General features: G+C 35.8%; 26 protein-coding genes. 25 read left to right on the forward strand and 1 reads right to left on the reverse strand.

Annotated features, from left to right (window positions below):
• Positions 1-9: 9 nt before the first annotated feature.
• The 23 genes from GMA11_RS02705 (at position 10) to GMA11_RS02805 (ending at position 22,391) form a co-directional block, all read left to right on the forward strand.
• Positions 10-2,817: a phage tail tape measure protein gene (locus tag GMA11_RS02705; RefSeq protein ID WP_163545676.1), complete on the forward strand. Its 2,808-nt coding sequence runs from the start codon at positions 10-12 to the stop codon at positions 2,815-2,817.
• Positions 2,814-3,449: a hypothetical protein gene (locus tag GMA11_RS02710; protein ID WP_163545677.1), complete on the forward strand. Its 636-nt coding sequence runs from the start codon at positions 2,814-2,816 to the stop codon at positions 3,447-3,449. Before GMA11_RS02705 ends, GMA11_RS02710 begins: the two co-directional genes overlap by 4 nt.
• A complete protein-coding gene (locus GMA11_RS02715; RefSeq protein WP_163545678.1) occupies positions 3,449-5,068 on the forward strand; it encodes a phage tail protein in 1,620 nt (539 codons plus the stop codon). The genes GMA11_RS02710 and GMA11_RS02715 overlap by 1 nt, the downstream gene beginning before the upstream one ends.
• Position 5,069: 1 nt before the next feature.
• On the forward strand, positions 5,070-6,818 hold the full coding sequence (locus tag GMA11_RS02720; protein WP_163545679.1) for a hypothetical protein: 1,749 nt from the start codon (positions 5,070-5,072) through the stop codon (positions 6,816-6,818).
• Between the two features lie 17 nt (positions 6,819-6,835).
• Positions 6,836-7,246 (forward strand): holin family protein, encoded by a 411-nt coding sequence (locus GMA11_RS02725; protein WP_163545680.1) that lies wholly within the window; start codon positions 6,836-6,838, stop codon positions 7,244-7,246.
• Positions 7,239-8,222: an N-acetylmuramoyl-L-alanine amidase gene (locus tag GMA11_RS02730; RefSeq protein WP_163545681.1), complete on the forward strand. Its 984-nt coding sequence runs from the start codon at positions 7,239-7,241 to the stop codon at positions 8,220-8,222. Before GMA11_RS02725 ends, GMA11_RS02730 begins: the two co-directional genes overlap by 8 nt.
• A gap of 315 nt (positions 8,223-8,537) precedes the next feature.
• The gene (locus tag GMA11_RS02735; RefSeq protein ID WP_163545682.1) at positions 8,538-8,939 is read left to right on the forward strand and encodes a hypothetical protein; all 402 of its coding nucleotides are present in this window, start codon (positions 8,538-8,540) and stop codon (positions 8,937-8,939) included.
• Positions 8,940-9,011: 72 nt separating this feature from the next.
• Positions 9,012-9,218: a hypothetical protein gene (locus tag GMA11_RS02740; protein WP_205422867.1), complete on the forward strand. Its 207-nt coding sequence runs from the start codon at positions 9,012-9,014 to the stop codon at positions 9,216-9,218.
• A 121-nt stretch (positions 9,219-9,339) separates the two neighbouring features.
• Entirely contained in the window at positions 9,340-9,693 is a 354-nt protein-coding gene (locus tag GMA11_RS02745) for a hypothetical protein (protein WP_163545683.1), read from the forward strand.
• A gap of 83 nt (positions 9,694-9,776) precedes the next feature.
• Positions 9,777-10,442 carry an ABC transporter ATP-binding protein gene (locus tag GMA11_RS02750; RefSeq protein ID WP_163545684.1) on the forward strand — a complete coding sequence of 222 codons (666 nt, stop codon included), beginning with the start codon at positions 9,777-9,779 and terminating at the stop codon, positions 10,440-10,442.
• A 23-nt stretch (positions 10,443-10,465) separates the two neighbouring features.
• Complete coding sequence (locus GMA11_RS02755) at positions 10,466-12,928, forward strand: ABC transporter permease (protein WP_163545685.1); 2,463 nt, start codon at positions 10,466-10,468, stop codon at positions 12,926-12,928.
• A 259-nt stretch (positions 12,929-13,187) separates the two neighbouring features.
• The gene (locus GMA11_RS02760; protein WP_163545686.1) at positions 13,188-13,379 is read left to right on the forward strand and encodes a hypothetical protein; all 192 of its coding nucleotides are present in this window, start codon (positions 13,188-13,190) and stop codon (positions 13,377-13,379) included.
• Complete coding sequence (locus tag GMA11_RS02765) at positions 13,372-13,689, forward strand: rRNA biogenesis protein rrp5 (protein ID WP_163545687.1); 318 nt, start codon at positions 13,372-13,374, stop codon at positions 13,687-13,689. Before GMA11_RS02760 ends, GMA11_RS02765 begins: the two co-directional genes overlap by 8 nt.
• The gene (locus tag GMA11_RS02770; protein ID WP_163545688.1) at positions 13,682-14,806 is read left to right on the forward strand and encodes a DUF2800 domain-containing protein; all 1,125 of its coding nucleotides are present in this window, start codon (positions 13,682-13,684) and stop codon (positions 14,804-14,806) included. The genes GMA11_RS02765 and GMA11_RS02770 overlap by 8 nt, the downstream gene beginning before the upstream one ends.
• A complete protein-coding gene (locus tag GMA11_RS02775; RefSeq protein WP_163545689.1) occupies positions 14,784-15,347 on the forward strand; it encodes a DUF2815 family protein in 564 nt (187 codons plus the stop codon). The genes GMA11_RS02770 and GMA11_RS02775 overlap by 23 nt, the downstream gene beginning before the upstream one ends.
• 13 nt (positions 15,348-15,360) lie before the next feature.
• Positions 15,361-15,486 (forward strand): hypothetical protein, encoded by a 126-nt coding sequence (locus GMA11_RS09400; protein WP_255465982.1) that lies wholly within the window; start codon positions 15,361-15,363, stop codon positions 15,484-15,486.
• The gene (locus GMA11_RS09405; protein ID WP_255465983.1) at positions 15,483-15,605 is read left to right on the forward strand and encodes a hypothetical protein; all 123 of its coding nucleotides are present in this window, start codon (positions 15,483-15,485) and stop codon (positions 15,603-15,605) included. The genes GMA11_RS09400 and GMA11_RS09405 overlap by 4 nt, the downstream gene beginning before the upstream one ends.
• Positions 15,586-17,505 (forward strand): DNA polymerase, encoded by a 1,920-nt coding sequence (locus tag GMA11_RS02780; protein WP_163545690.1) that lies wholly within the window; start codon positions 15,586-15,588, stop codon positions 17,503-17,505. Before GMA11_RS09405 ends, GMA11_RS02780 begins: the two co-directional genes overlap by 20 nt.
• Positions 17,506-17,560: 55 nt before the next feature.
• Positions 17,561-17,776, forward strand: coding sequence for a hypothetical protein (locus tag GMA11_RS02785; protein ID WP_163545691.1), 216 nt, complete (start codon positions 17,561-17,563; stop codon positions 17,774-17,776).
• Between the two features lie 63 nt (positions 17,777-17,839).
• Positions 17,840-19,396 (forward strand): recombinase family protein, encoded by a 1,557-nt coding sequence (locus GMA11_RS02790; RefSeq protein WP_163545692.1) that lies wholly within the window; start codon positions 17,840-17,842, stop codon positions 19,394-19,396.
• Position 19,397: 1 nt separating this feature from the next.
• Complete coding sequence (locus tag GMA11_RS02795) at positions 19,398-19,811, forward strand: recombinase family protein (RefSeq protein WP_163545693.1); 414 nt, start codon at positions 19,398-19,400, stop codon at positions 19,809-19,811.
• 5 nt (positions 19,812-19,816) lie between these two features.
• Entirely contained in the window at positions 19,817-21,394 is a 1,578-nt protein-coding gene (locus tag GMA11_RS02800) for a recombinase family protein (RefSeq protein ID WP_163545694.1), read from the forward strand.
• A gap of 682 nt (positions 21,395-22,076) precedes the next feature.
• Positions 22,077-22,391 (forward strand): MazG-like family protein, encoded by a 315-nt coding sequence (locus GMA11_RS02805; RefSeq protein WP_154632456.1) that lies wholly within the window; start codon positions 22,077-22,079, stop codon positions 22,389-22,391.
• Between the two features lie 388 nt (positions 22,392-22,779).
• Here GMA11_RS02805 and GMA11_RS09285 read toward each other — a convergent pair whose 3' ends face one another.
• Positions 22,780-22,926: a DUF5960 family protein gene (locus GMA11_RS09285; RefSeq protein ID WP_240328825.1), complete on the reverse strand. Its 147-nt coding sequence runs from the start codon at positions 22,924-22,926 to the stop codon at positions 22,780-22,782.
• A 125-nt stretch (positions 22,927-23,051) separates the two neighbouring features.
• Here GMA11_RS09285 and GMA11_RS02810 point away from each other — a divergent pair, with 125 nt between their 5' ends.
• Entirely contained in the window at positions 23,052-23,399 is a 348-nt protein-coding gene (locus tag GMA11_RS02810) for a TetR/AcrR family transcriptional regulator C-terminal domain-containing protein (RefSeq protein WP_163545695.1), read from the forward strand.
• A 137-nt stretch (positions 23,400-23,536) separates the two neighbouring features.
• Complete coding sequence (locus tag GMA11_RS02815) at positions 23,537-24,439, forward strand: nitronate monooxygenase (protein WP_370516570.1); 903 nt, start codon at positions 23,537-23,539, stop codon at positions 24,437-24,439.
• Positions 24,440-24,853: the final 414 nt, after the last annotated feature.

Consider the following 24,853-nt stretch of genomic DNA (forward strand, 5'->3'; position numbering starts at 1 on the left):
AGGTAACACATGGCAAATCGTATCAAAGGAATAACTGTTGAAATCGGTGGTGATACGACTGGATTAGATAAATCACTAAAGTCCGTCAATGGTACTATCAAAAATACACAGTCTTCATTAAAGGACGTTAACCGTCTGTTAAAAATTGATCCAAAGAACACGGAGTTACTGGCGCAAAAACAAAAACTCCTTCAACAAGCTATTCATGAAACGAGCACCAAATTAGATGCATTAAAAGAAGCAGACAAACAAGCCAAAACGCAACTGGCAAATGGGGAACTGGGTCAAGATAAGTACGATGCTCTGCAACGAGAAATCATTGAAACCGAACAGTCTTTATCTAAGTTACAAGAAGAGTTTAAGAAAGTGCCGAATGCAGCGGCATTATCGGTAAAAGAAGTAGGCGATAAACTGAAAAATATTGGTGATAAAACACAAGAAATTGGCACAAAGTTATCTACTCACTTAACTTTACCACTTGTTGGCATTGGTGCGGCGTCTATTAGTGCGTTTAACGAAGTAGATGCTGGACTCGATACGATTGTCACCAAAACAGGCGCAAGTGGTGAAGCACTTGAAGACATGCAAGGGATTATGGAACGTATCGCCACCAGTATTCCGACAGATTTTGAAACAGCTGGTGCTGCCATTGGTGAAGTCAATACGCGTTTTGGTGTGACAGGTCAACAACTAGAAGAACTATCTACTCAGTTTATCAAGTTTGCACAACTGAATAATGTAGACGTATCTACCGCAATCGACAACACACAAAAAGTGATTGCAGCCTTTGGTTTAACGACTGAAGATACAGGGGCATTATTGGATACGATGAATGCAGTCGGTCAACGAACAGGCATCAGTATGGACACTTTATCCAGTGCCATGGTTACCAATGCTGCCTCGCTCCAACAACTCGGCTTTTCAGCCAGTGACGCTGCCAACTTTCTAGGGAATGTGGAAATGTCCGGAGCTGATACGTCACAAGTGATGACCGGATTAACCAAGGCTTTAACAAACGCTACTGCAGAAGGCAAGCCACTAAACGATGCCTTATCGGATATTCAAAATAGGATGGTCAATGCCAAAAGTGATACGGAAGGGCTACAAGTGGCGTATGAATTGTTTGGTAAACGAGCAGGAGGGGCGATTTATCAAGCTTGTAAAAATGGATCACTGAACTTTAGTGAGTTAGGCACGTCTTTACAAGATAACATGGGGTCAGTAGAAACGACCTTTGAAAACACCATTGATCCAATTGATAGTTTTCAAACAACGATGAATCAATTAAAAATTGTCGGTGCCGATGTCGGTAATACGTTAATGACCATTCTAAAACCCATGCTTGAAAAATTAGCGACAGTGTTTAAAAATATCAAATCTGGATGGGATAGTTTATCGCCTGGTATGAAAGAAGCTATCACGACATTTGGGGTCATTGTCGCAACAGTAGGACCAATCCTTGTCGTAGCGGGTAAAATGATCACAGCCATCGGAACGATTACAGGTGTCCTTAGTCCATTGATTGGTTTATTAACTGGGACCAGTGCCGCCACTGCAGCTGTTGGGGTTGCAGGAGGAGCCAGTGCGGCAGGAACAACGGCAGCTGGGGTTGCAGCTGGTGGAGCAGCAACTGGATTTGGTGCATTACATCTTTCTTTATTACCCATTATTGGTATTATTGCAGGTATTGTCGCAGCCATCGCAGGTATTATTTTAGTGATTAAAAACTGGGGAGCGATTACGGAATGGTTTAAGGGTGTATGGGGAACTATTACACAAACGGTTACAACAGTTGTTCAGACGATGTTCACCTACTTTATGACGGCTTGGAACGGTATTGTCTCTTTCTTTACGACCACTTGGGAAACGATTAAGGCTATTTTAGATGTTGGCTTACAATTTTTAGCGTCTTTAATACAAGGAGCCTTTGCCCTTATCACGTTACCTTTTCAGTTTATTTGGGAAAACTGTAAAGAGGTGATTCTATCGGTATGGGAGCGCATTAAATCAATTGTTGATAGTGGTATTCAAGCCGTATCTAGTGTAATCAGTAGTGTTATGAGTGTTATCCAAGGTGTTCTTTCATCAGTATGGGAGACAATTAGCCAGACGATTAGCACCGTACTAGCTACCATCACGAATACTGTATCTACTGCCTTTAACATCATTAAAGATGTTTCGAGTACAGTATGGCATACTATAAAATCAGTGATTAGTGGTGTTGTTGAGGGAATAAAAATAACCATTTCAACAGTGTTTAATGTTGTTTCTTCCACTATTAGTACCGTCTTTAATACGATAAAGTCAACGGCAACTTCGGTATGGAATGGCATCAAATCAGCCATTACCACACCGATTGAAGCTGCCAAGAATACTGTCAAAAAAGCTATTGATGCAGTGGTGGGATTCTTTGCTGGGATGAAGATTAGTTTTCCAAAGATAAAACTGCCACATTTTAGTATTAAAGGAAGTTTTTCAATCATCCCTCCATCTGTACCGAGCTTATCCATTGATTGGTATAAAGAAGGTGGGATTATGACACGACCAACATTGTTTGGTATGAATGGTACTTCCTTAATGGCAGGAGGCGAAGCAGGGCATGAAGCGATTCTTCCGTTAAAAGGATTTTATCATCACTTGGATAAACTGTTTCAAGAGAAAATGGGAGGTAATGAGATGATTGAAAAATACTTAGCGATTATCGCAGAAAATAGTACACAAGCCATCTACTTAGATGATGGCACTTTGGTTGGACGATTACTCCCAAGTATTGATAGTGGACTTGGTAAAATGGCAGTAAGGAGGGCTAGAGGATGATTACACTGTTTATTGATGACACAGACTTATATAAACAAGGCATTGTTTTAGAAGAATTTGATATTGGGGTTCCTGAGATGAAAGTACACAAAGTATCTGTTCCGGGCAGAAATGGTGACCTTGATATGAGTAGAGCCTTAACAGGTTATACACATTTTTCAAATCGAACCATCAGTCTGGTTCTAGGCATGCTCGGTTCAGAAGAAGAGCGAGAAAGGCTTCGGTCATTATTGTTTGTGCATGTGTATAATAAACAGGTCAAACTGACATTTTCACATCTTGAGGGATACTTTATTGGTACGATGACGTTTCATTCTTATGAGCGAACACCAGCTAAATCGACCATCAAAGCGACGGTAGACTGTTATCCATTTCGATTGATTGGTGATGAAGTGGTATCGAGTACGACACTGACAAGTGCATTTCAGTCCATCACCATTGGGTATGCAGGGATGCCAACGCCACTAACCATTGTGACAACTGGTATGGCGACGATTGAACACAAAGGGAAACGATATACGGTGCAAAAGGGTGAACATCAATTAGGGATTCTACTTGAAATGGGGAATAATACGTTAAGGGTGTCAGGCAGTGGCACGTTAACGACTCAGTACATTATGGAGGTGTTATAATGTATCGCCTTTATTCAGATAATGACCTTATTTACCATCCGTTAATCGCAGAGTACACCATTATGGAAGGCAGATTAAATAGTGCATTAAATACGGTTGGGACGTTAACGTTTACGCTACCTAAAAGCAATCCGTCTTATGGTCAAATCCAGTATATGAAATCCATCATTACGTTATATGACGATGATCGGTTGCTTTTTAGGGGACGTGTTTTCTCACCTAGTGTTGATCTTTTTCAAACAGAAACCGTTGAATGTGAGAGTGACTTAGCCTTTTTCAATGACAGTGTGCTTGAACCGTATGATTTTAGAAATAGACGTGTTGAAGATGTGTTACAGGACGTGTTACTCAGTCATAATGCACAAGTTAGTTCAGATAAACAATTTAAATTAGGGCATGTGACGGTCACCAATGATACCGCAAAGGGAAACATCGTCCGTTCATCTAGTGATTACACCTCCACTTGGTCTTTTTTAAGAGATAAACTGTTAAAAGAACTGGGTGGCTATTTTTATGTCCGTTATCAAGTAGATGGTGTGTACTTGGATTATGTCAATGATTTGAATGATGTGAATCATCAAAACATAGAACAAACCATCAATTTATTGGATGCCAAACGAGAATGGTTTAGTGACGAACTCGCCACGATTGTGATTCCTTTAGGCAGTAAGATAACAGATGACGATACGGATACGGAAGACTATGTGACGATTGCATCGGTTAATCATGGTGATAAGGCACTTCGAGATGAGCATGCGATAGCGCTTTACGGAGAGATTACTAAAGTGACCCATCATGACTACATCACCGATCCAACGAATTTGCTTAGTGCAGGACGTAAAGACTTAGCGGATTCTGTTCTATTGATTAGTAAGATAACATTAACGGCTGCTGATTTATCTAAAGCAGGAGAGGCAGTTGATGCCTTTGGCTTAGGGCAAAAGCTAAAGGTAAAGATTCCAAGCCTTAACATTGATGAGCGGATGCTTGTCAGTCAACTATCCCTTGATTTACTTCATCCTGAAAGTAGTACCTTATCCATTGGGATTGAAGAAAAAACGCTGACCGTGACACAGTTGCATACGGAGCATTCAATCGAAACGATTTATCAGAATTTACAAGAAAACATGAAAGAGTTGAATACAGCAGCGATTGTCAGAGCGATTCGTGAGGCCAATTCGTATATTCAACAATCCGCCAATGAAATCAAACTGGACGTATCGGAGAAATACTACAACAAAGAAAAAGCAGATGAACTCTTGAGTGCGGTTCAAACCATGATGACACAAACGTCAGATGCCATTTCTTTTCAGTTTTATCAGTATAAGCAATTACAAGAGACTTTATATGGTGCCAATGCAAGACAATTTACAGAACTCAGCCGTTATATTCGCTTTGAAAATGGGCATATTATTTTAGGTGAACAAAATAGTCCCATTGTGCTTCGTATTGAGAATGAGCGCATTGTCTTTTTACAAGGTGGTGTGGAGAGTGCCTATTGGCATAATCGAAAATTCTATGCGGTAGATGGAGAGTATCTGCAAAGTTTAAAATTGGGTAAGTTTGCTTTTATGCCAAGATCAACAGGTAATTTAAGTTTTACAAAGGTGGTGAATTAAGATGGCAAGTAGTGGTTCTTTTCACACGAATGCGTATGACGTTAGGTATTTAACGTTTGAGTGGCATGTTGCCAATCAAAATGTATCCACTAATCAAACAACCATCAATTGGAGCTTAAGAGGAAATGGTGCAAATCCAAACACTTGGTATATGTCGGGAAACTTTAAGGTGGTCATTGAAGGGTCTACTGTTTACCAATCAGCCAGTCGTATTCAATTAACCGGGACTGCCAGTGTTGCGAGTGGGCAATTTACCATTTCACATGACTCAGATGGGCATAAAACCTTTAGTGCCAGTGTGGAAGCTGGCATTTACTATTTTGCGGTGAATGCCAGAGGGAGTGGATCATGGGATTTGCCAACTATTGCCAGAGCCACACAACCGACCTTGAATAAGACAAGTATGTCTTTTGGGGATACGATTACCATTTATACCCCAAGGGCAACAAGCACCTTTACACATACTATTCAAGCAGGTGTGGAGGGGAAATTAAGTTGGACAACTATCGCATCGAATGTCGCAACAAGTGATACATGGACGTTACCGAAATGGTGGGGGCGCTATTTAACGCATTCAACGGATAAATTACTATTTAGAGTGCTTACTTACTCAGGAAGTCAACTGATTGGTAGTAAGGATACACCTCCTGTGACCGTCATAGCCACTACTGATATGGCACCTGTTGTCAACATCACCTTAACGGATGTGAACAATTTTTATAATACCTATGGTGGTTTTGTCAGAGGAAAGTCTAGAATCAAAGCAACCGTAACAGAAAGGCTGTATGAACAAGCCGTTGTGACAACACGCAGTTTAGTTTTAAATGGGATAACGTATCAAAGTAGTGATCAAACATCTGAAGTGATTACGTCAACGTCACAACGAGTAGAAGCTAGAGTTGTGGACTCTAGGGGGATGACAGGTACAAAAGTCGTGACCCCTGTTGTGTATGATTGGTATGAACCTAGAATTACGATGGCAAAAGCCAATCGTTGCCAAGCCAATGGGACACTGGATGAGTCTGGAGCATATATCAAATTGGAGTATGCGTGTGCTGTTGCCCCAGTGAACAATAAAAATCAAAAGGTACTCAGTTATAGTTACAAACGGCAAAACCAAAGTCAATCGACTACGCAGAGTATACCAATGGAAATGTATAGTAAAACAGGGAGTGTCATCTTTCCTGCCAGTGGTGAGAGTTCTTGGGAAGTGACGGTGACACTAAGAGATTCTTTTAATACGAGTCAAGTTGTGGTGAGCGTTGGAACTGCCTTTGTGTTACTCGATTTTCACAGTTCTGGAAAAGGTATCGGTGTTGGTAAGGTTGCAGAATTACAAAACACACTTGATGTATCACCTAACTGGGATTTTAAATATAAAAATGCCGTGATGAGTGATTTTGTGGTGGAACAAGGCATGAAGAATAACTGGATTTACCGTAAATGGTATAGTGGTGTGATGGAATTGAGTACGAGAAAGTCGGTAACAGTTGATGTGAAAAACAGATGGGGAAGTTTATTTACTTCTGGACCGATTGCAGCCACGGATTTAACCTATCCTTTTGTTTTTAAAGAGTTACCGACCGTCATTGTGACTTTATCGCCTATCACATGGGCGGGGATGGTGATGGCTGGGTCAGGGCAGGTAGGTTCTACGTCTAAAACAGGCGTCTTTGAAGTTGTCAGAGGTTTAGAAGCATCGAATGCCAATTATATATTTAATTATAATGTGGTTGGCAAATGGAAGTAAAGAATGGAGGATACACTATGAAAGAATTATGGTCAACATGCCAAGTGGTGTTTTCAGTTATTGGAGGCACACTTGGTTATTTTTTAGGAGGATTAGACGGCATGTTATACACATTATTGGTATTTGTGGTTACAGATTATGTAACAGGTGTTTTGTGTGCGATTGCGGATAAACGTTTATCCAGTGACGTTGGGTTTAATGGTATCGCACGAAAAATCATTATTTTTGCATTAGTGGGCATTGCTCACTTACTGGATGTGCAGATTTTGGGGCATGTGGGTGTTTTACGCGCAATGGTTATCTTCTTTTATGTGTCAAACGAAGGGATATCTATTATTGAAAATGCCGCTCACTTAGGTTTGCCAATTCCAGAAAAATTAAAATCTATTTTACAACAATTAAAAGAAAGAGGGAATGAACATGAGTAATAGTCCATTAGTCAATTATGTCAAATTAAGCCCAAATCATAGTGGGCAACGCAATCATACCATCGATACGATTACCATTCATCATATGGCAGGTAATCTATCGGTTGAAACGTGTGGGAATGTATTTGCGCCCACTTCTCGTCAGGCAAGTAGTAACTATGGTGTTGATTCCAGTGGGCGAGTGGGCATGTATGTCGAGGAACATAATCGTTCGTGGTGCTCGTCAAGTGCAACCAATGACAACCGAGCGATTACGATTGAAGTGGCTAATGATGAGTATGGTGGTAACTGGCATGTGAGTGATGTGGCTTTAGAAAAAACCATTCAATTATGTGTGGATATTTGTCAGCGTAACAGCATTCCATCACTCAATTATACAGGCGATACAAGTGGTAATTTGACGAAGCATGAATGGTTTGCGAATACGAACTGTCCAGGACCTTATTTAGGCAGTAAATTCCCATATATTGCTTCAGAAGTGAATAGACGTTTGAATGGTGGCCAATCATCTCCATCTGTTCCACCAACCGATACGAATCTTGATGATGTGGCACGACAAGTTATCAACGGACAGTTTGGGAATGGAAATACCAGAATACAACGATTACGTGCTGCTGGATATGATCCAGTTCATGTGCAAGAAAGGGTCAATGCATTGCTTGGAAAAGGAACTGTGACGAAACCAACCTTAAAATCCGTTGATGAAGTTGCTAGAGAAGTATTGAATGGGAAATGGGGCAATGGCGATGCGCGCAAATCTGCGCTAGCAAATGCAGGGTATGATTACAATCAAGTGCAAACTAAAGTCAACGAACTAGTGAGTGGGAACGTGACGCCATCTTTAAAACCCATTGATGTGATTGCAAGAGAAGTTATCAACGGTCATTGGGGTAATGGGCAAGAGAGAAAGAATCGTTTAAGTCAAGCAGGATATGATTATGATCAAGTTCAACAAAAAGTGAATGAACTATTATAGTAGAAAGCCTATCTGAGCAGAAATGCTTGGATAGGTCTTTTTTGTTGTTGAGAGAGTTTTTAACAAAATATCTAATTTTATGATTTTTTAAGTTATCTATCATTAAAAATAGGTATGTTATTTTTTATCCTATTTCGCTATTTTTGAAATTTATTTCGTATGATTTTTCATGAAACATGATATAATAGCGCATTGTAGGAGGAAAGATGAAAAAATTTTTACTAAAAATAATGGTGGTAATAATAGGTCTATTAGTATTGACTGGAGTTGTTTTTTTATAATTTAAAATCAAATTCAGTATATTATGCGAAAAAGATGCCAAGAGGAGAAAGTCAGAAACCGGAATTAGTGATGTTAATTGATAATTTGGACTGGATCTATAAACCAAATGCAGAATGGATAAAATATGATTTTGATGGGACAAGAGATATTATTAATGAAACAGGTTCTAAAGGATTCGGAAATATATATTCAGATGAGACAGAATATGCATATTCAAACGGAGACAGTATTGTTTATAGATTTACTAAGAATTTTGAACTAAAGCATGTTACACGTTTGAGAAAAATGGAAACTGTTGATGTCAGTTCTGTAGATAAAAATAAAGTTATAGAAGAGATAGAGCAGTTTGTGAAACCAGTGACGGATGAACAAACAAAACCACTCATTGATTTACAATGGTTATTTAATTGGCTATATCAAGATGAATTTAAATAATGTATAACCAAATCTACCTGAGCAGTGATGCTTAGGTAGGTCTTTTTTATTTTTGAAAAATTTATATGGAAAATGTCTGATTTTCTCCTTTCAAAAGACTATTTATTAGAAATGAATTGGTTAGTGGAAACCGTGATACCATCTTTAAAATCAATTGATGTGGTCGCAAGGGAAGTTATCAACGGTCATTGGGGTAATGGGCAAGAGAGAAAGAATCGATTAACCCAAGCAGAATACGATTATGATCACGTCCAGCAAAGGGTAAATAAAATTGAATAAAAAAATATATAATTTATATTTACTTTATAGTAATTTTTTCATCAATTTTTTGATAACGATTACAAAAAATGATATACTAACTGTGTAGGAATAGCTTACTAAGGGGAAAGGGTGAATATTTATGTCTTTGAAATCAAAAATATTTAGTGTTGTTTTATTAGGTGGTCTGTTATTTACCGGAGTACAGAGTGTTTCAGCGACTTCTAGGGGGAATTTAACTTTTTTACATGGTGCAGAAGGTTTAGAAGCGATGGCTGAAATTAGATCAACACACACTGAGGGGCATATGCGAATTAATATGCAATTAACTTTTGACGATGGTTCTACAGGGTATCCATCAGGAGAAGCTTTAGGTGTTTCACATTATAAGCTAAAATCTGGATTTAACTGGTGGAAAGCAGGAGAAAGTACAGCTGATTACTATGTCAATTGGGACCACGTACACACAACTACTGCACCATATCGATTTGAATAAATGTAGCGTTCAGATAATTTAGTATAATAATTCTATAAATAAATTACTAAAAGTAAGCTATTCCATTTTTTAGGAGGGTTTTTATGATACAAGTAGAAAATGTACATGTTTCTTTTAAACAAGGTCAAAAAATAATTCCCGTTTTAACTGGATTAGATTTGCAACTATCAGATAAAGGGATTGTGACTGTTGTTGGTAAAAGTGGGTCAGGGAAAACAACCTTATTAAAAGTAGCTTCAGGTTTACTTGCTGTTGATTCGGGTAAAGTATTTATTGATTCTAATGACATTACTTGTATGGATAATGAGCATAGACGTGTTTTTTGCTCAAAATATATTGGTTTTGTTTGGCAAGATTTTAAATTAATTGAAGAAATTACCGTTGAAAACAATATTTTGTTGCCAATTCATATTCATAAAAAGCAACTGGATCGTGCATTTTATGAACAATTAATTAATAAATTAGATATTAAGCATTTAATCAAAAAATATCCTGAACAGCTATCTGGTGGAGAAAAACAAAGATGTGCTATAGCACGTGCATTAATTACTAAGCCTAAAATTTTGATTGCTGATGAACCAACAGGTTCTTTAGATGTCCATACAGCAGAGAACATCATTGCATTATTCGAGAGCAGTATTAAAGAATTTGCTGAATTAATTATCATTGTTACACATGATCCAAAATTAGCTAATATTGGTGATAAAAAGTATGAAATGGTTAATGGTAAGGTTGTGATGACAGAATGATGTTTCGATTCATTAAACAAATTATGAATAGACAAAATAAAATGCTATGGATTTTAATGTTAGCTATTTCAGTTGTAATGTCTAGCATTATTTCTGTTTCTGTTGCAACAAATGCTTATATAAATGAGTTGCAACTTTCTAAAGAACAAGTATATGGATCATTTACGCATATTGTCTATAATTCTAAAAATACCACTATTGATGATTCAAACCGGTATGGTGTTATTGATATTTTTGATGCTTCAAATGATAAAGATATTGTATATGGTAAGTTTAATGATTTAGCAAAAAATTTAGGGAATATCAATATACCTTCTTTATCAGAAAATGAAGTTGTCATTACTCAAGAAATTGCACAAAAATATCAATTAAAAGAAGGCGAATTATGGAAAGTTGAAGGAAAAGATTGGCGTGTAAAAGCTGTTATTGATAATGTGGGTTTGTTATGGATAAGAGGAACAGTAGAACAAACTCCCGTGTTTAAAATGCCAAATGTTATTGTTGATGTGAACAATTGGCAAAAATTAATAGGATCAGTTTCTGAATTTAGAAGAATATGGCTAGCCAATTTAAATATTAATGAAAAAAATGTTGAGTGGGAAAGTATTCAAGGTAATCATTATCGAAATACATTTTTAGAAAAAAATACAGATAATTATCATACACCTGAGTATTTATTCAATATTACTTCAATTATCTTTTGTATTATTTTAATCATCATGTTACGTGCATATATTTTATCTGTGCGTAAGCGATATGATGTTTATGGGTTACTAGGGATGTCACGCACACATTTGAAAAGATTATTTCTTTTAGAATTTCTGTGCTTTAATATTTTAGCAATAGTGTTTGGTGTACTATTGTGTTTGTTAATTACTAGTTTATTTTTAAGTGTTGCATTACGGAAAATATATATTGTAGATGGTAGTTATTTTTGGGGCTATTTTTTAAAATATAGTGTAATGTATGGCATAACAGTAATCATGAGCTTGTTATTGTTTGCATCGTTCCCATTTAAGAAAAGAAAACGCAATAAAGTGTTTCATAAAAAAATACCATTTGATTTTAAAAAAATAAATCTATCACTTAATATAGGATTCTTTTCAATATTAATTGTTTTTTTAGTCGGGAATCTATTTCTTAATTTTGAAGCAATTAATTCAATTATTTTAAGTTCAAATGCGGTAGGAAAGATAGTGAATGACTCTGATTATGAATTTGTATTTACGCGTCCGTCAAATCGACAAGGGGAATTTTATTATAATGGCAATTATCATGAAATTCCACAAAATATAAAGGAAAAATATCGTATCCAGTATATGAAATCCTCCGGAGAATTAAATCACATTCAACAACAATTGTCGCAAAAATTTCCAAGTGCGCAATTTGAAAGTTACATTAATTTATCCGAGATCTATTTAGTTAATAAAGATAATTTATTCCAACAAGATTACTTACAAAAATTGTATTCCGTAAAGCTGATTCAGGATAGACCGTTTTGGAATGAGTTGTTAAATCAATCTGTAAACTTGTTGACAATTAGAGCGATTGCATATCCAGATGATAAAATAAATTTGATAAGTTCACATTTTTCTGGGGATGTACAAAGTGTTATAAATGGGGAGAGTGCTTATCTTGTTGCTCCAGCCTATCAATACTTTGAAAGTTTTGATCCTGTTAATCAAGTCACATTTAAAGAAGCAAAGCCTATTGATAAAGATGATGTAAATGCCGTTTATGATGATAGAATTAAAGAAAATGATTTAGTATCTGTTATATCTTTGAATGCGAATAGTAGTGTGTATGGTAATTTAGATAGTGAATCAGCGAAACGTATATTTGATATTAAACATCTAAACGTATTGGTTGGCGGTATTGCATATAAACAAGTGGGATGGCTAGATACATCAGATATTACTGAACCCTATCGTTTAATTGTTTCTAAGAATTTTTTAGAAAAAAACGACTTAGATCAATCCGTTACACGTTTGAGAATGAAAATACCTAATTTAGATTATGGTAAAGATGATAGTGTGATTCGTCAAATCGTTGCTAATTATCCAAATGTTAAAATAGTTGATCAATATGGGCAGTTACAGACCTTTAGACAATATCACTTTATTCAGCAAGGATTCAAAATTTTATTGACAGTGATATTTTTTGTATTAACAATTGTTATTTTTAATAGTTTGATTCAAGCGCATATGTTTGAACAAAATCAAAAATATTTAGTCTATGGTTTATTGGGAATGCCTAGAAATAGGTTAGTAACAAGCCTAGGGATTCCCATTGTATGTAGTATGATGCTGTCGATAATAGGGATTAGTATATTAGAAGTATTTTTATTTTTTGGTCGTATTAATATACTTAGTGCAAGAGATTGGACGTCACTATTCGTATATATTGTATTACCTATGATAATTTGTATGGTCATTGCATTAATTCTTACTTATCGTCATATCAAAAAATTTATGAATACTATTTAAAAAAGTTAAATTAAAGGTTAATATCAATTGCTTATGAGTTGAAGGATGTACTGATAAAATATACAATGTTTTGTCTATCAATATTTTATGGATTTCATAATAAGGTAAATGAATTAGTGTAGAAGAAAACCTATCTGAGTAGAAATGCTCGGATAGGCCTTTTTTTTGAAAAAATTTGAAAGAAAATGTCCGATTTTATACTTTCCCAAGGCTATTTATTAGAGAGGTAAAGAAACTCTCTAGAAAGGAGAAACAAGAAATGAAACATAAACTAAAAGTTAGTGTATCAAAACAGCCTACACAGGAAAGTGTCATGCAATGTCGGAAAGTGTCGATGCGTGAGAAAGTGATGATATTCCTATTCGGAAAAAAGCAAAATATGCTGATATTTATTCCAAGTGATAGGGTTGGAGAAGTAACTATTGACCAGAAAGGAGAAAATAATGGATAAAATGAAGCTTCTAAAACAAGTCATAGATGATTTGAAACATTTATCTTCTAGTTTAGATGAATTATGTTCAGTACTAGAAGGACAAGAGGAACAGGTAGACTCTACAGTATTGGATTTTAGTATTGAATCGGAATCTAAAAAAATAACATTAGAAGATGTCCGAGCGGTACTAGCGGATAAGAGTCGATTAGGATTTACCAAAGAAATCAAGGCAATTATCACGGCATGTGGTGCGACTAAGTTAAGTGACGTAAAACCTCAAGATTACCCTACACTTTTAAAGAAAGCGGAGGGATTAGGTCATGAATAACCACGCTTTATTATCGGCATCAAGCAGTCATCGTTGGTTAACATGTCCACCATTACCTAGGCTAGAGTCGTATTTTGAAAACAAAACCAGTGAAGCAGCACATGAGGGGACACTAGCACATGCTGTGGCAGAAAACAAACTCAAAAAAGCACTTGGAATGACGCATAAAACGATTTCAGTATCTGATAGCGATATGGATGAATATACTGATGACTATGTGACTTATATTTTAGAACAACTTGACCTCATCAAACAATCAACCAAAGATCCGATTGTACTCATTGAACAACGTTTGGACTTTTCAGACTATGTGTCAGAAGGATTTGGTACAGGGGATTGTGTCATCGTTTCGGATAAAAAAATACACATTATCGACTTTAAGTATGGACGTGGTGTTGACGTATCGGCAGTTGATAATCCACAGATGAAACTGTATGCACTAGGGGCATTAAAATTATATGACGCCTTATATGACATGGAAGAAGTGGTGATGACCATCTTTCAACCGAGAAAATATAATGTATCAACAGATACGATGTCAACCAAAAAATTGATGGGATGGGCAGAAACGGAACTGAAAGAAAAAGCTGAATTGGCATTTGAAGGGAAAGGTGTCATTGAGTATGGACCTTGGTGTCAGTTCTCAAATTGTGGTGTCGTACTGCGTGCAAGGTATGACCACCATAAAAAGTTAGACCGTTTTGAATTGAAGTCGCCACATTTATTAACCGATGCCGAACTGGAAGAAGTCCTTCATCATGTGGATGATTTAGCGAAGTGGGCAAATGAAGTTAAAGCGTATGCCACTGAAGTAGCGATTAAAAGTGGTAAATCATGGAATGGATTCAAATTAGTAGCGAGCAGAACCGTTCGCAAATTTACAGATGAAGAAAAAGTCGCACAAATCGCAAAAGCAAATGGGTATGACAATATTTATAAACAATCCCTATTGTCTATGACCGATTTACAAAAGTTAATGGGTAAAACAACATTTGAAGAACTATTTAAAACACTGATTGTCAAACCTACTGGAGCAGCTGTATTAGTACCCGTCAGTGATAAGCGTAGAGCTATTGATGTTACACAAGCAAAAGATGAATTTATGGAGGAAAAATAACATGAAAGAAACAAAAGTGATTACAGGATTAAACACAAGATTATCTTATTTTAATGGTTGGGAACCTAAGTCAATTAATGGTGGTGCTGAAAAATATTCAGTGTCCGTATTAATTCCTAAAGATGACTTAGCTACTTTACAGAAAATCGAACAAGCCATTGATGCAGCTATTGAAGAGGGAATTGCGAAGTTTGGTGGCAAGAAACCGAATAAAGCAGCCATTAAAACGCCCCTTCGTGATGGGGATATCGAACGTGACGATGAAGCATATAAAGGGCATTATTTCATTAATGCGAACTCACTAACCAAACCACAAATTGTGGATATGAATGTACAGCCAATTTTGGATCGTCATGACGTATATTCTGGATGTTACGCTCGTGTGTCATTATCATTCTATGCATTTAATTCTAACGGCAACAAAGGAATTGCTTGTGGTTTAGGGAACATCCAAAAAGTAAAAGACGGTGAACCCTTAGGTGGACGTAGTAGTGCGAGTGATGATTTCACCACTATTACAGATGATGATTTCTTAGCTTAGGGAGGAATGTGACATGACAGAGATGGATAGATTTATGCTCATGATGTGTTTTGGTGTCGCGGTGGCTATTGTTATCGCATCGTGGATACATATTATGTGTGACTGGATTGACAAGTGGAAAGGGAGAAAAAGAAAATGAGCATGGAAAACTTTATCTTTTTGGCAGTGGGTGTTTTAGTTGTGGAGTTTGTGGTCAAACGATTATTAGATTTGTATTTGTATGTAAAGGAACAATTAAATGAGAAAACTAAACATTGATATTGAGTCGTTTTCTAGTGTGAACTTGACGAAATCAGGTGTTTACAAATATGCAGAGAGTGAGGACTTTGACGTCCTCCTTTTTGCCTATGCAGTAGATGACGGGGATGAGCAAGTGGTTGATTTGGCAAGAGGTGAAACAATCCCACAAGAGATTATAGACGCCATAAAGGATGATGCTGTTTTGAAATGGGCATTTAATGCACAGTTTGAACGGGTATGTTTATCTCGTTATTTAGGTGTTCATTTAAACCCATCTGCTTGGCGATGTACGATGGTCTGGTCTGCTTACATGGGGTTACCGTTATCCCTTGAAGGAGTGGGAGCAGTTTTAGGATTAGACGAACAAAAGTTAAAAACAGGCAAAGAGTTCATCCGATATTTTTGTGTACCATGTCATCCAACAAAGACAAATGGACACAGAACACGAAACTTCTTTTACCATGATGAGGATAAATGGATACAATTCAAAGCCTATAATAAACGTGATGTGGTAGTTGAAATGGCGATAGCCAATAAACTAAACAAGTTTCAAGTACCAGACTTTATATGGGATGAGTATGTATTGGATCAAAGCATTAATGACCGTGGTATACAAATTGATCGTACTTTTGTCCAACAAGCCATTCAAATAGATGAACAAAATCGATGTTTGTTATTAGCAGAACAACAACGTCTTACCAATTTAGAGAATCCCAACTCAGTCAAACAATTATCACAGTGGTTAAACGACCAGGGATTAGACGTTAGCAGTTTAGATAAAAAGGCAGTCAATACATTGCTTGAAACCACAACCGGTACAGTCAATAGAGTATTGCAACTAAGACAACAACTCGCCAAATCATCTGTTAAAAAATATAAAGCCATGCAAGATGTGGCTTGTAAGGATAACCGTTGTCGAGGCATGTTTCAGTTTCTAGGTGCGAATCGTACTGGGCGATTTAGTGGCAGATTGGTACAACTACAAAATCTTCCTCAAAACCACATATCCGATTTAAAAGAAGCAAGAGCGCTTGTCAAACAAGGCAACATGGAAGCGTTGAGTATCCTTTACAATGATACGTCTAACGTTTTATCCGAATTGATTCGGACAGCATTTATCCCGAATGGGTTGTTTTATGTCGTAGACTTCTCAGCGATTGAAGCGCGCGTTATCGCATGGTTAGCAAAAGAAACGTGGCGAGAGGATCTATTTAAACAAGGTGGAGACATTTATTGTATGTCGGCAAGTCAGATGTTTGGTGTACCTGTTGAAAAACACGGAGTGAACAGTGAATTAAGGCAGAAAGGGAAGATTGCCGAATTAGCCTGTGGTTACGGTGGTTCAGTTGGAGCTTTAACTGCCATGGGAGCACTTGAAATGGGACTTAAACAAGAAGAGTTACAACCACTGGTTAATGCGTGGCGAGGATCTAATCCAAAAATCGTGCAGTTATGGTGGGCAGTTGATAAGTGTGTCAAAGAAACGGTTAAAGAAAGAAGCATCACTCGAACACATGGGATAACGTTCAGTTACCAAAGTGGTATGCTTTTCATTCATCTGCCAAGTGGACGGAAACTAACCTATATAAAACCACGTATTGGTGAGAATACATTTGGTGGAGAATCGGTCACCTATGAGGGTGTAGGCGCAACTAAGAAATGGGAGCGTATTGAAAGCTACGGACCAAAGTTTGTTGAAAATATTGTTCAAGCGATTGCACGAGATATTTTGATGTATGCCATGAAGAACTTAAAAGACTATCAGATTGTTGCACATGTCCATGATGAAGTCATTATTGAAGCAACAAATGCTTCTTTAGATGACATCTGTCGCATCATGAGTCAAGTACCATTGTGGGCAACTGGTTTAATTTTAGATGCAGATGGCTATACTTGTGAATTTTATAAAAAAGATTAATTACAAATGTCCGATTTTACCTCCTACCAAGGCTACCTTGTAGGAGGTAAATTTTATGTCAGTAATAAGAATAGAAACAGATAACAAAAGTGTACAAAAAGTTGAGACCAAGTGTATTGAAGTAGAGTTGTTGAAAGAATATGATGCTTATTTAAGTCTAAAAATTGTTGAAAAACTGTATGAATCTCAATTGATTACGGCTGAGGAAAAACAACAATTGAATAATAAAATCATTGAACACTTTACCCCATATTATTTATCGATTATCTAACAAATGACTTGATATAGTTTGAGTATTACGGGAATATGTCCATAACAAAATGGAGGTGAGTAAATGAAACAAGTGAATGTTATCTTTTCTAAAACAGATGCTGTGAATCGAAAGAAGCGTGTCGCAGTATATGCTAGAGTATCTTCTAATTCTAAAGAACAACAGTATAGTTTAGAAGCACAAAAGCAACATTATGAACAATATGTAAAGGCACAATTAGATTGGGAATTAGTAGGCATTTATTTTGATGAAGGTATCAGTGGTACTAGTTTAAAACATAGGACGGGTCTTAACTGCCTTGTTGAAGATTGCGAAAAAGGACTGGTGGATTTGATTATGACAAAGTCCATCAGTCGATTTGCACGAAATACGATAGATTGTTTAGCTTTGGTTAGACGATTGCTAGTGTATGATGTTGCGGTACGATTTGAAAAAGAAAATATTCAAACAGATAGCATGGATGATGAAGTGATGCTATCGATTTTGGCAGAGTTAGCAGCCAATGAATCTAAGACTATATCCGACAATGAAAAATGGGCAATTCAAAAAAGGTTTCAAGATGGAACTTATGTGATTTCATATCCACCATATGGCTATAGAAATGAAGGTGGAAATATGGTTGTTGTTTCAGAAGAAGCAAAAATTGTTCAAGACATTTTTAATTGGACGCTAGAAGGGGAAAGTACACCAAGTGTTGCGAAACGTTTGAACGAACAAGGGGTACTCACTAAAAGGAATAATAAATGGTCGCCTACATCTATTATCGGCATTATAAAAAATGAAAAATACGTGGGCGATGTATTGTTTCAAAAATACTACACGGATAATCAGTTCGTTAAGCATAAAAATTATGGTGATAAAGATATGTATTATATCGAAAATCATCATGAAGCGATTGTGGATAGAGAGGTATTTCAAAAAGCTAACGAGATATTGAAGCAACGAGGTCTTGAAAAAGGTGTGGTTGCAGATAGACATAAATACCAAAAACGATATGCATTATCAGGAAAAGTGAAATGCACCGAGTGTGGTTCAACGTTTAAACGGAGAACGCATACGACAACCCAAGGTAAATGCTTTGCGTGGTGTTGTAGCAAGCATATAGCAGACAAAGCAAGTTGTAGTATGAAATATGTTGAAGAGGAAGCGATTCAAATAGCGTTTATCACGATGATGAATAAGTTGTTATTTAGTAAAGAGTTTATTTTAAAACCGTTACAAAAACACATGCAATACGACGATGACAGTAGTAATGGAATGAAATTGAAAGTCTTACAATCAGAGTTGGAAGATGTACAAATGAAATTGAAAGAAGCACAATCTTTATTTCAACGTGAATATCTGAATTATATTTCTTATCAGAATTTAGAATTGAATTTGATGAAAGAAAGCGACCGTATCTTTAAAGAAATCAATTATTTAAAAATGATGGATAGTCAAAAAGTTAGCATTCAACAACATCTAGATATTTTGTTACACAGGCTAAATCGTTCTCAGTACTGGACTGAATATGATGAAAGTTTAGTAACTGAAGTGATTGAACAGATACATATCATTTCAAGGCAATGTGTTCAGTTTGTATTAAAGTGTGGATTAACATTGGAAGAAAGGTTGATATAATATGAAACATTTACCGTTAGGATATAAAGTGTCGGAAGGAACAATTATTGTAGATGAAGATACGGCAAATCAAGTGCGCTTGTTGTATCACTATTATATAGAAGGTAATGCCCTTGAAAAAGCAGCAAGAATGGCTGGAGTATTAGGGTATCACGGAACAATCAGTCGAATATTATCAAATAAAAAATACATAGGGCATATGAATTATCCATCAATAATTGACACAGATACTTTTGAACACGCACAACAAAAAAGAAAAGATAATGCCAAACGGTTAGGCAGAGACAAATTTCAACCTAAGCAAAAAAAGCGTGTAATTCATACAAGTTTTTATAGTAAAGAGAATGAAAGACAGTATGAGAATCCCTTTAAGCATGCTGAATATTTATATAGTCTGATTAGTGTACAGGAGTAATAGACATGACAGAAAGAAAAATTGTAAAAGTAATACCCGCACAATCTACCGTGGGGTATGGTGAACAATTAAAAGAACAGCCTAAGAAAAAAGTAGCAGCATATTGTCGAGTAAGTACAGATAGTGAAGAACAAGCATCCAGTTATGAAGCGCAGGTTGAATATTACACAAATTACATTCAATCTAAATCAGAATGGGAATTGGCAGGTATTTTTGCAGATGATGGCATTAGCGGAACGAATACCAAGAAACGAACTGAGTTTAATCGGATGATCCAATCTTGTAAAGATGGCGAAATTGATTTGATTATTACAAAATCGATTAGTCGTTTTGCTAGAAATACATTAGATTGCTTGCATTATATTCGGCAATTAAAAGAGTATAAAATTCCAGTTTATTTTGAAAAAGAAAATATTAACACGATGGACTCTAAGGGAGAAGTTCTACTCACTATTATGGCCTCTCTTGCACAGCAAGAATCAGAATCCATTAGTAAAAACGTCAAGATGGGTATTCAGTACAGATACCAAAAAGGGGAAGTGCGGGTTAACCACAATCGTTTTTTAGGCTATACAAAAGATGATAATGGGCAACTTGTGATAGAACCAAGCGAAGCGGTTATCATTAAACGGATTTTCAAAGAGTATTTAGAGGGAAAAAGTTTACAGAAGATTGCGAATAGTTTGATGGCGGATAATATAATGACTGCAGCTAATCGTAGTTTATGGCGTGCAGGGAGTATTCGAAAAATACTGACTAATGAAAAGTATATGGGAGATGCCTTACTTCAGAAAACTTATACAGTGGATGTATTGAGTAAAAAGAGAGTGGTGAATAACGGCATAGTACCACAGTATTATGTAGAGAATAGCCATGAGGGTATTATTTCAAAAGAAGTATTTCATAAAGTTCAAGTGGAATTGCAACAAAGAGCAGAACAATATCAAGGAAAAAACAAAAGAAAATCAACGTATAGTAGTAAGTATGCTTTATCCAATGTGGTTATTTGTAAAGAATGTGAGAGTGCATTCAGAAGAATTCAATGGTCTTCTAAAGGAAAAAGGTCAGTAAATTGGCGTTGTAAAACGAGAATTGATAAAGGTGTATCCTGTTGTTGTATAGAATCAATTAATGAGACAGAGCTCCAAAATATGATTATCCGTGGAATAAATAAGTTGATGGGGAATCGTCACGAAGTTTTAGAAGTGCTAAATCAAAAAATTGAAAGGGTCTTAAACAAGGATGGATTATCGTTGAGTGATATCCAGTTACAAATTGAACATTTACAAAATGAATTGGAAATACGTGTGCAAGAAAGAAAAGACTATGCGCATATTTTAGAGCAATTGGATCAACTAAAACTGCAACGCACTAAATTAGAACATTGGGATAATATAGAAAAGAAAAAACAAAGTAGGTTGCATGAAATAAAAAAACATCTAGAGCAACAGTCAACGCTAGTGACGGAATATGATGAAGCGATTGTAAGGAAGTTAATTGATAAAGTAGTGGTTGGTAATGATGATGTGGAAATTACGTTAAAATCAGGTGAAATAATGAAATTGAAGCGGTATAAAAAGTGAGGCATCTCCGTATTGAGGTGCTTTTTTATTGGGTTAAGATGTGTTGATTTTATGATATAATAAAATGGAGTGGTATATTCTTTTGAACCTACAAGTTAGTGTTCGAACATACCTGTACGATCAGTTCATGTGGAGTGCGTAGCTCTGCTCGTAAAATCTTAGAATCCTTTGAACGAAAGGGATAGTAAAACGCCTTGACATCAAGGTGTTTTGTCGTATGGTGGGTAAGTATCAGAGTGAGAGTTGAAGTTGAAGTGGTGGGATTGAAAGCTTGATGGTAGAATTATTTATTCCCATAAACCCTAGTGGGTACGGGTTTGTTTCCATAGACAAGGGGCTTATGGGAATAAATGTACCCCCCTGTTTTTATAAATGAAACTCTAGAAAGGTTTGGTCTAGAGAAGTGTGAGAACTGTTTTTGATACAATTTTTAAATATGTTAATATATTCAATATATCTAGGGAAGAAAAGCAAAGAGTAGCACTTGCTCGAGGGGTGCTATTGTCTTCTAAATTTTTGTTAGTGGATGAGGTTAATTCAATGATTGACGAACAAACAACTAGGGATATAAGGGGATATCTATCACAACGAAACGTAGGTTTTATAGAGGTAGCACATAAAGTTTCCAAAGAGGACAAAATATTGTATGATAAATTTATAAAAGTTGAAAGGATTGTATAATATGATTACGTCATTAAAAGATTGCCAAAAGAAGATTTTAGAAAATAAAAAAATGAAAGGCTTTAATACTACAGATATTAAATTTGAGTTACTATGTTTATATGGAGAGGTTAATGAATTATTTCAGGCATATTTGAAGGATGATGTTTCAAATATTGCAGAGGAATTAGCAGATGTAGCTATTTTTTTACTTGGTATTTCTGAAATTCTCAATGTAGATCTTGAAACTGCAATCATTGAAAAAATTGTAGTCAATGAAAAAAGAATCTATAATGAAAATGGTTCAAAATTATCCACTCCGGCCAAGAAAGTGTAAAGTAGGTTATTTTCAACTATAGTGGATAGTTAGAAAATACTTTACGTATGAAGTAACCGCATGTAACTATTTTTAGCTACATGCGGTTTTAAAATATTTTCATAAGAATCACAATTAAACAATGATAATATCTCGTCTTCTAAGACATTATAATATAGAAAATGATTAGAAAAGCAGTGTTCAAAATGAAAACACATTATCTGAAAGTTAAATATTTACATTTGTTAGGAGTGGTAGATGAAAAGTAATAAGAAGTTTGGGAGAGAAGCATTTTAGGAACTCGCTGAAAAAGTATGCTTATAGACTAAATAAAATGAAAAATAAGGTATCTTAACAAATCATTAAAAAACTCATATTTTTCAATATTGATACCAAAAGAATCGTTTTTTTAGTTTGTAGAGCAAACAGTCTTTAGGTAGACATATTTTCTGATGAGTTTGTTGTTCTCGATAGGCTCAACGCTGAATAGATAGTAGTGGTTCCGATTGTTCTTGGCATTTTCTTTATTCAGTTTAAGGTATGGTTTTCTAGACATAAGGGATTCCTCTTTTCTTTAGTTCAGTGTAGAACACTTTATAATTTTTGTCTAGTTTAGTGTAACCTATTCAATCTATCTGTGATGAGTTTATTTTTCAGTATATAACTATCTTACATTAAACAGTGAGCCCAAAATATTTTGATATTGATAAGACAGTAACTTATTTTGATGAAATGGCTAAGCAATCTAAATTAATTAAAGTTATTTTTCAGTTAAAATTAGAGGGATATTCTCCTTATCGTATGATGCAAGCACAAATTGAAGAAGAGATTGCGCTCACTTTTTCTCAAAAATATCCTAAAGTTAATAAAGAAAAAATGTCACTTTTTTGCAAACTCTATGCTTCTAGTGTATTATCTACAGTCAGTTGGTGGATTGAAAATTATGAGAGTCATACAGCAGAAGAGGTGGTTGAGATGATAGCTACATCTATGAGTAATGGTTTTGAGCGGATTTTGGTCGACAAATAAAGCGGTTTTGTCTTTAATCACTTTTTTTATTTTGTTACACTAATCACAAATAAAAATAAAGGAGACTTTATATGTCTAATCGTGTTTGTGAAGTACTTAATATTGAAAAGCCTATTATTCAAGGGCCTATGGCTTGAATTTCAACAGCACCATTGGTTGCTGCGGTTTCTAATGCTGGAGGCCTAGGAGTTCTAGGCGTAGGTTTTGCTCCAGATGAGTTTGTTAAAGAACAGGTTGAGGAAACTCGAAAATCGACAGATAAACCGTTTGGTATCAATACAGTTCTTATACCTGAGAACCTTGATCGTTTAACTAAGTTGATTTCTGAAATAAAAACACCAGTTATATATGCAGATACACTGATTAATGTAGATGAACAAATTTGTCTTCATTATTTTAAACTTTGGCATGATGCGGGATGTAAAATAATTTTGAAGGCTTCAACTATTGCTGATGCAATTGCTGCTGAAAAAGGTGGAGCTGATTTGATCATAGTTAAAGGATGGGAAGGTGGAGGTCATACTATAGTTGAAGCCACCACTGTTCTTGTTCCACAAGCTACGGATGTATTGAGTGTGCCAGTTGTTGCATCAGGTGGTATTGCGGATGGACGTGGTTTCGCGGCTGCGATTGCTCTTGGAGCAGAAGGTATTGAAATGGGAACAATCTTTATGGCTGCGGAAGAAGCTTCAGTTCATCCAAATGTTAAAAAAGCTTTAATTAATGCAGGTGATATGTCAACGGTTATTACAGGTTATTCCACAGATGAGCCTTGTTGCCAAATTAAAAATAAACTTTCAGATGAAATGATTGAAATTGAAGCAAATAATACTAAGGAAGTTGCTGCGGAACTTCTTCGTACAGTAGCTGAAAGTTCTCTTAAAAAGGCTATGATTGATGGAGATATGGTGGAAGGTGCAGTAATGGCAGGACAAATTGTACCACTTATCACTGAAATTAAATCTGTCGAATCTATCCTTAGTGAAGTGATTGAGGGTGCTAAGGTTGAACTTGTAAGAGCTAGTCAATTTAAATTTTAATAAAAAAAATCAAGCCTAGTCAGATTCTGAATAGGCTTTTAGTGTATACTGGTGTTCGATGTATTTGTAACTGTATTTCATTCAATAATATAATTTCAAAGCCAAGCTGCCACTTTCGTTCTCTAGTATGGGAAGTTTGCTAGGCACATGTGGAGGCGGTCGTATTACTGTCAAAAATAAGCACATCTAAGTAAGAAAACCTATTGAAATCAAAGGCTTTTCTGAGTTCTATCGCTAAACGAAAGAAATGAATCTGGAAAAGCCTTAGTTTTTATCGATCTTATCAACTACTTGGGGACATATTCAAAACGAATTGGAAATATTACTCATTTGGTTTATAATATAATTTAGTGTTAGTGTGTATTCAGGTAACTAATAATGATACTGAGAATAAATACAGTGTTAATGATGCGG

Source organism: Granulicatella sp. zg-ZJ (assembly GCF_010892355.1).
Taxonomy (GTDB): domain Bacteria; phylum Bacillota; class Bacilli; order Lactobacillales; family Aerococcaceae; genus WM01.

What these genes read in the sequence shown, in the direction of transcription:
- GMA11_RS02705 (WP_163545676.1), top strand. Translation starts at nt 10, where the DNA reads ATGGCAAATCGTATCAAAGGAATAACTGTTGAAATCGGTGGTGATACG.
- GMA11_RS02710 (WP_163545677.1), top strand. Translation starts at nt 2,814, where the DNA reads ATGATTACACTGTTTATTGATGACACAGACTTATATAAACAAGGCATT.
- GMA11_RS02715 (WP_163545678.1), top strand. Translation starts at nt 3,449, where the DNA reads ATGTATCGCCTTTATTCAGATAATGACCTTATTTACCATCCGTTAATC.
- GMA11_RS02720 (WP_163545679.1), top strand. Translation starts at nt 5,070, where the DNA reads ATGGCAAGTAGTGGTTCTTTTCACACGAATGCGTATGACGTTAGGTAT.
- GMA11_RS02725 (WP_163545680.1), top strand. Translation starts at nt 6,836, where the DNA reads ATGAAAGAATTATGGTCAACATGCCAAGTGGTGTTTTCAGTTATTGGA.
- GMA11_RS02730 (WP_163545681.1), top strand. Translation starts at nt 7,239, where the DNA reads ATGAGTAATAGTCCATTAGTCAATTATGTCAAATTAAGCCCAAATCAT.
- GMA11_RS02735 (WP_163545682.1), top strand. Translation starts at nt 8,538, where the DNA reads ATGCCAAGAGGAGAAAGTCAGAAACCGGAATTAGTGATGTTAATTGAT.
- GMA11_RS02740 (WP_205422867.1), top strand. Translation starts at nt 9,012, where the DNA reads ATGTCTGATTTTCTCCTTTCAAAAGACTATTTATTAGAAATGAATTGG.
- GMA11_RS02745 (WP_163545683.1), top strand. Translation starts at nt 9,340, where the DNA reads ATGTCTTTGAAATCAAAAATATTTAGTGTTGTTTTATTAGGTGGTCTG.
- GMA11_RS02750 (WP_163545684.1), top strand. Translation starts at nt 9,777, where the DNA reads ATGATACAAGTAGAAAATGTACATGTTTCTTTTAAACAAGGTCAAAAA.
- GMA11_RS02755 (WP_163545685.1), top strand. Translation starts at nt 10,466, where the DNA reads ATGAATAGACAAAATAAAATGCTATGGATTTTAATGTTAGCTATTTCA.
- GMA11_RS02760 (WP_163545686.1), top strand. Translation starts at nt 13,188, where the DNA reads ATGAAACATAAACTAAAAGTTAGTGTATCAAAACAGCCTACACAGGAA.
- GMA11_RS02765 (WP_163545687.1), top strand. Translation starts at nt 13,372, where the DNA reads ATGGATAAAATGAAGCTTCTAAAACAAGTCATAGATGATTTGAAACAT.
- GMA11_RS02770 (WP_163545688.1), top strand. Translation starts at nt 13,682, where the DNA reads ATGAATAACCACGCTTTATTATCGGCATCAAGCAGTCATCGTTGGTTA.
- GMA11_RS02775 (WP_163545689.1), top strand. Translation starts at nt 14,784, where the DNA reads ATGAATTTATGGAGGAAAAATAACATGAAAGAAACAAAAGTGATTACA.
- GMA11_RS09400 (WP_255465982.1), top strand. Translation starts at nt 15,361, where the DNA reads ATGACAGAGATGGATAGATTTATGCTCATGATGTGTTTTGGTGTCGCG.
- GMA11_RS09405 (WP_255465983.1), top strand. Translation starts at nt 15,483, where the DNA reads ATGAGCATGGAAAACTTTATCTTTTTGGCAGTGGGTGTTTTAGTTGTG.
- GMA11_RS02780 (WP_163545690.1), top strand. Translation starts at nt 15,586, where the DNA reads ATGAGAAAACTAAACATTGATATTGAGTCGTTTTCTAGTGTGAACTTG.
- GMA11_RS02785 (WP_163545691.1), top strand. Translation starts at nt 17,561, where the DNA reads ATGTCAGTAATAAGAATAGAAACAGATAACAAAAGTGTACAAAAAGTT.
- GMA11_RS02790 (WP_163545692.1), top strand. Translation starts at nt 17,840, where the DNA reads ATGAAACAAGTGAATGTTATCTTTTCTAAAACAGATGCTGTGAATCGA.
- GMA11_RS02795 (WP_163545693.1), top strand. Translation starts at nt 19,398, where the DNA reads ATGAAACATTTACCGTTAGGATATAAAGTGTCGGAAGGAACAATTATT.
- GMA11_RS02800 (WP_163545694.1), top strand. Translation starts at nt 19,817, where the DNA reads ATGACAGAAAGAAAAATTGTAAAAGTAATACCCGCACAATCTACCGTG.
- GMA11_RS02805 (WP_154632456.1), top strand. Translation starts at nt 22,077, where the DNA reads ATGATTACGTCATTAAAAGATTGCCAAAAGAAGATTTTAGAAAATAAA.
- GMA11_RS09285 (WP_240328825.1), bottom strand. Translation starts at nt 22,926, where the DNA reads ATGTCTAGAAAACCATACCTTAAACTGAATAAAGAAAATGCCAAGAAC.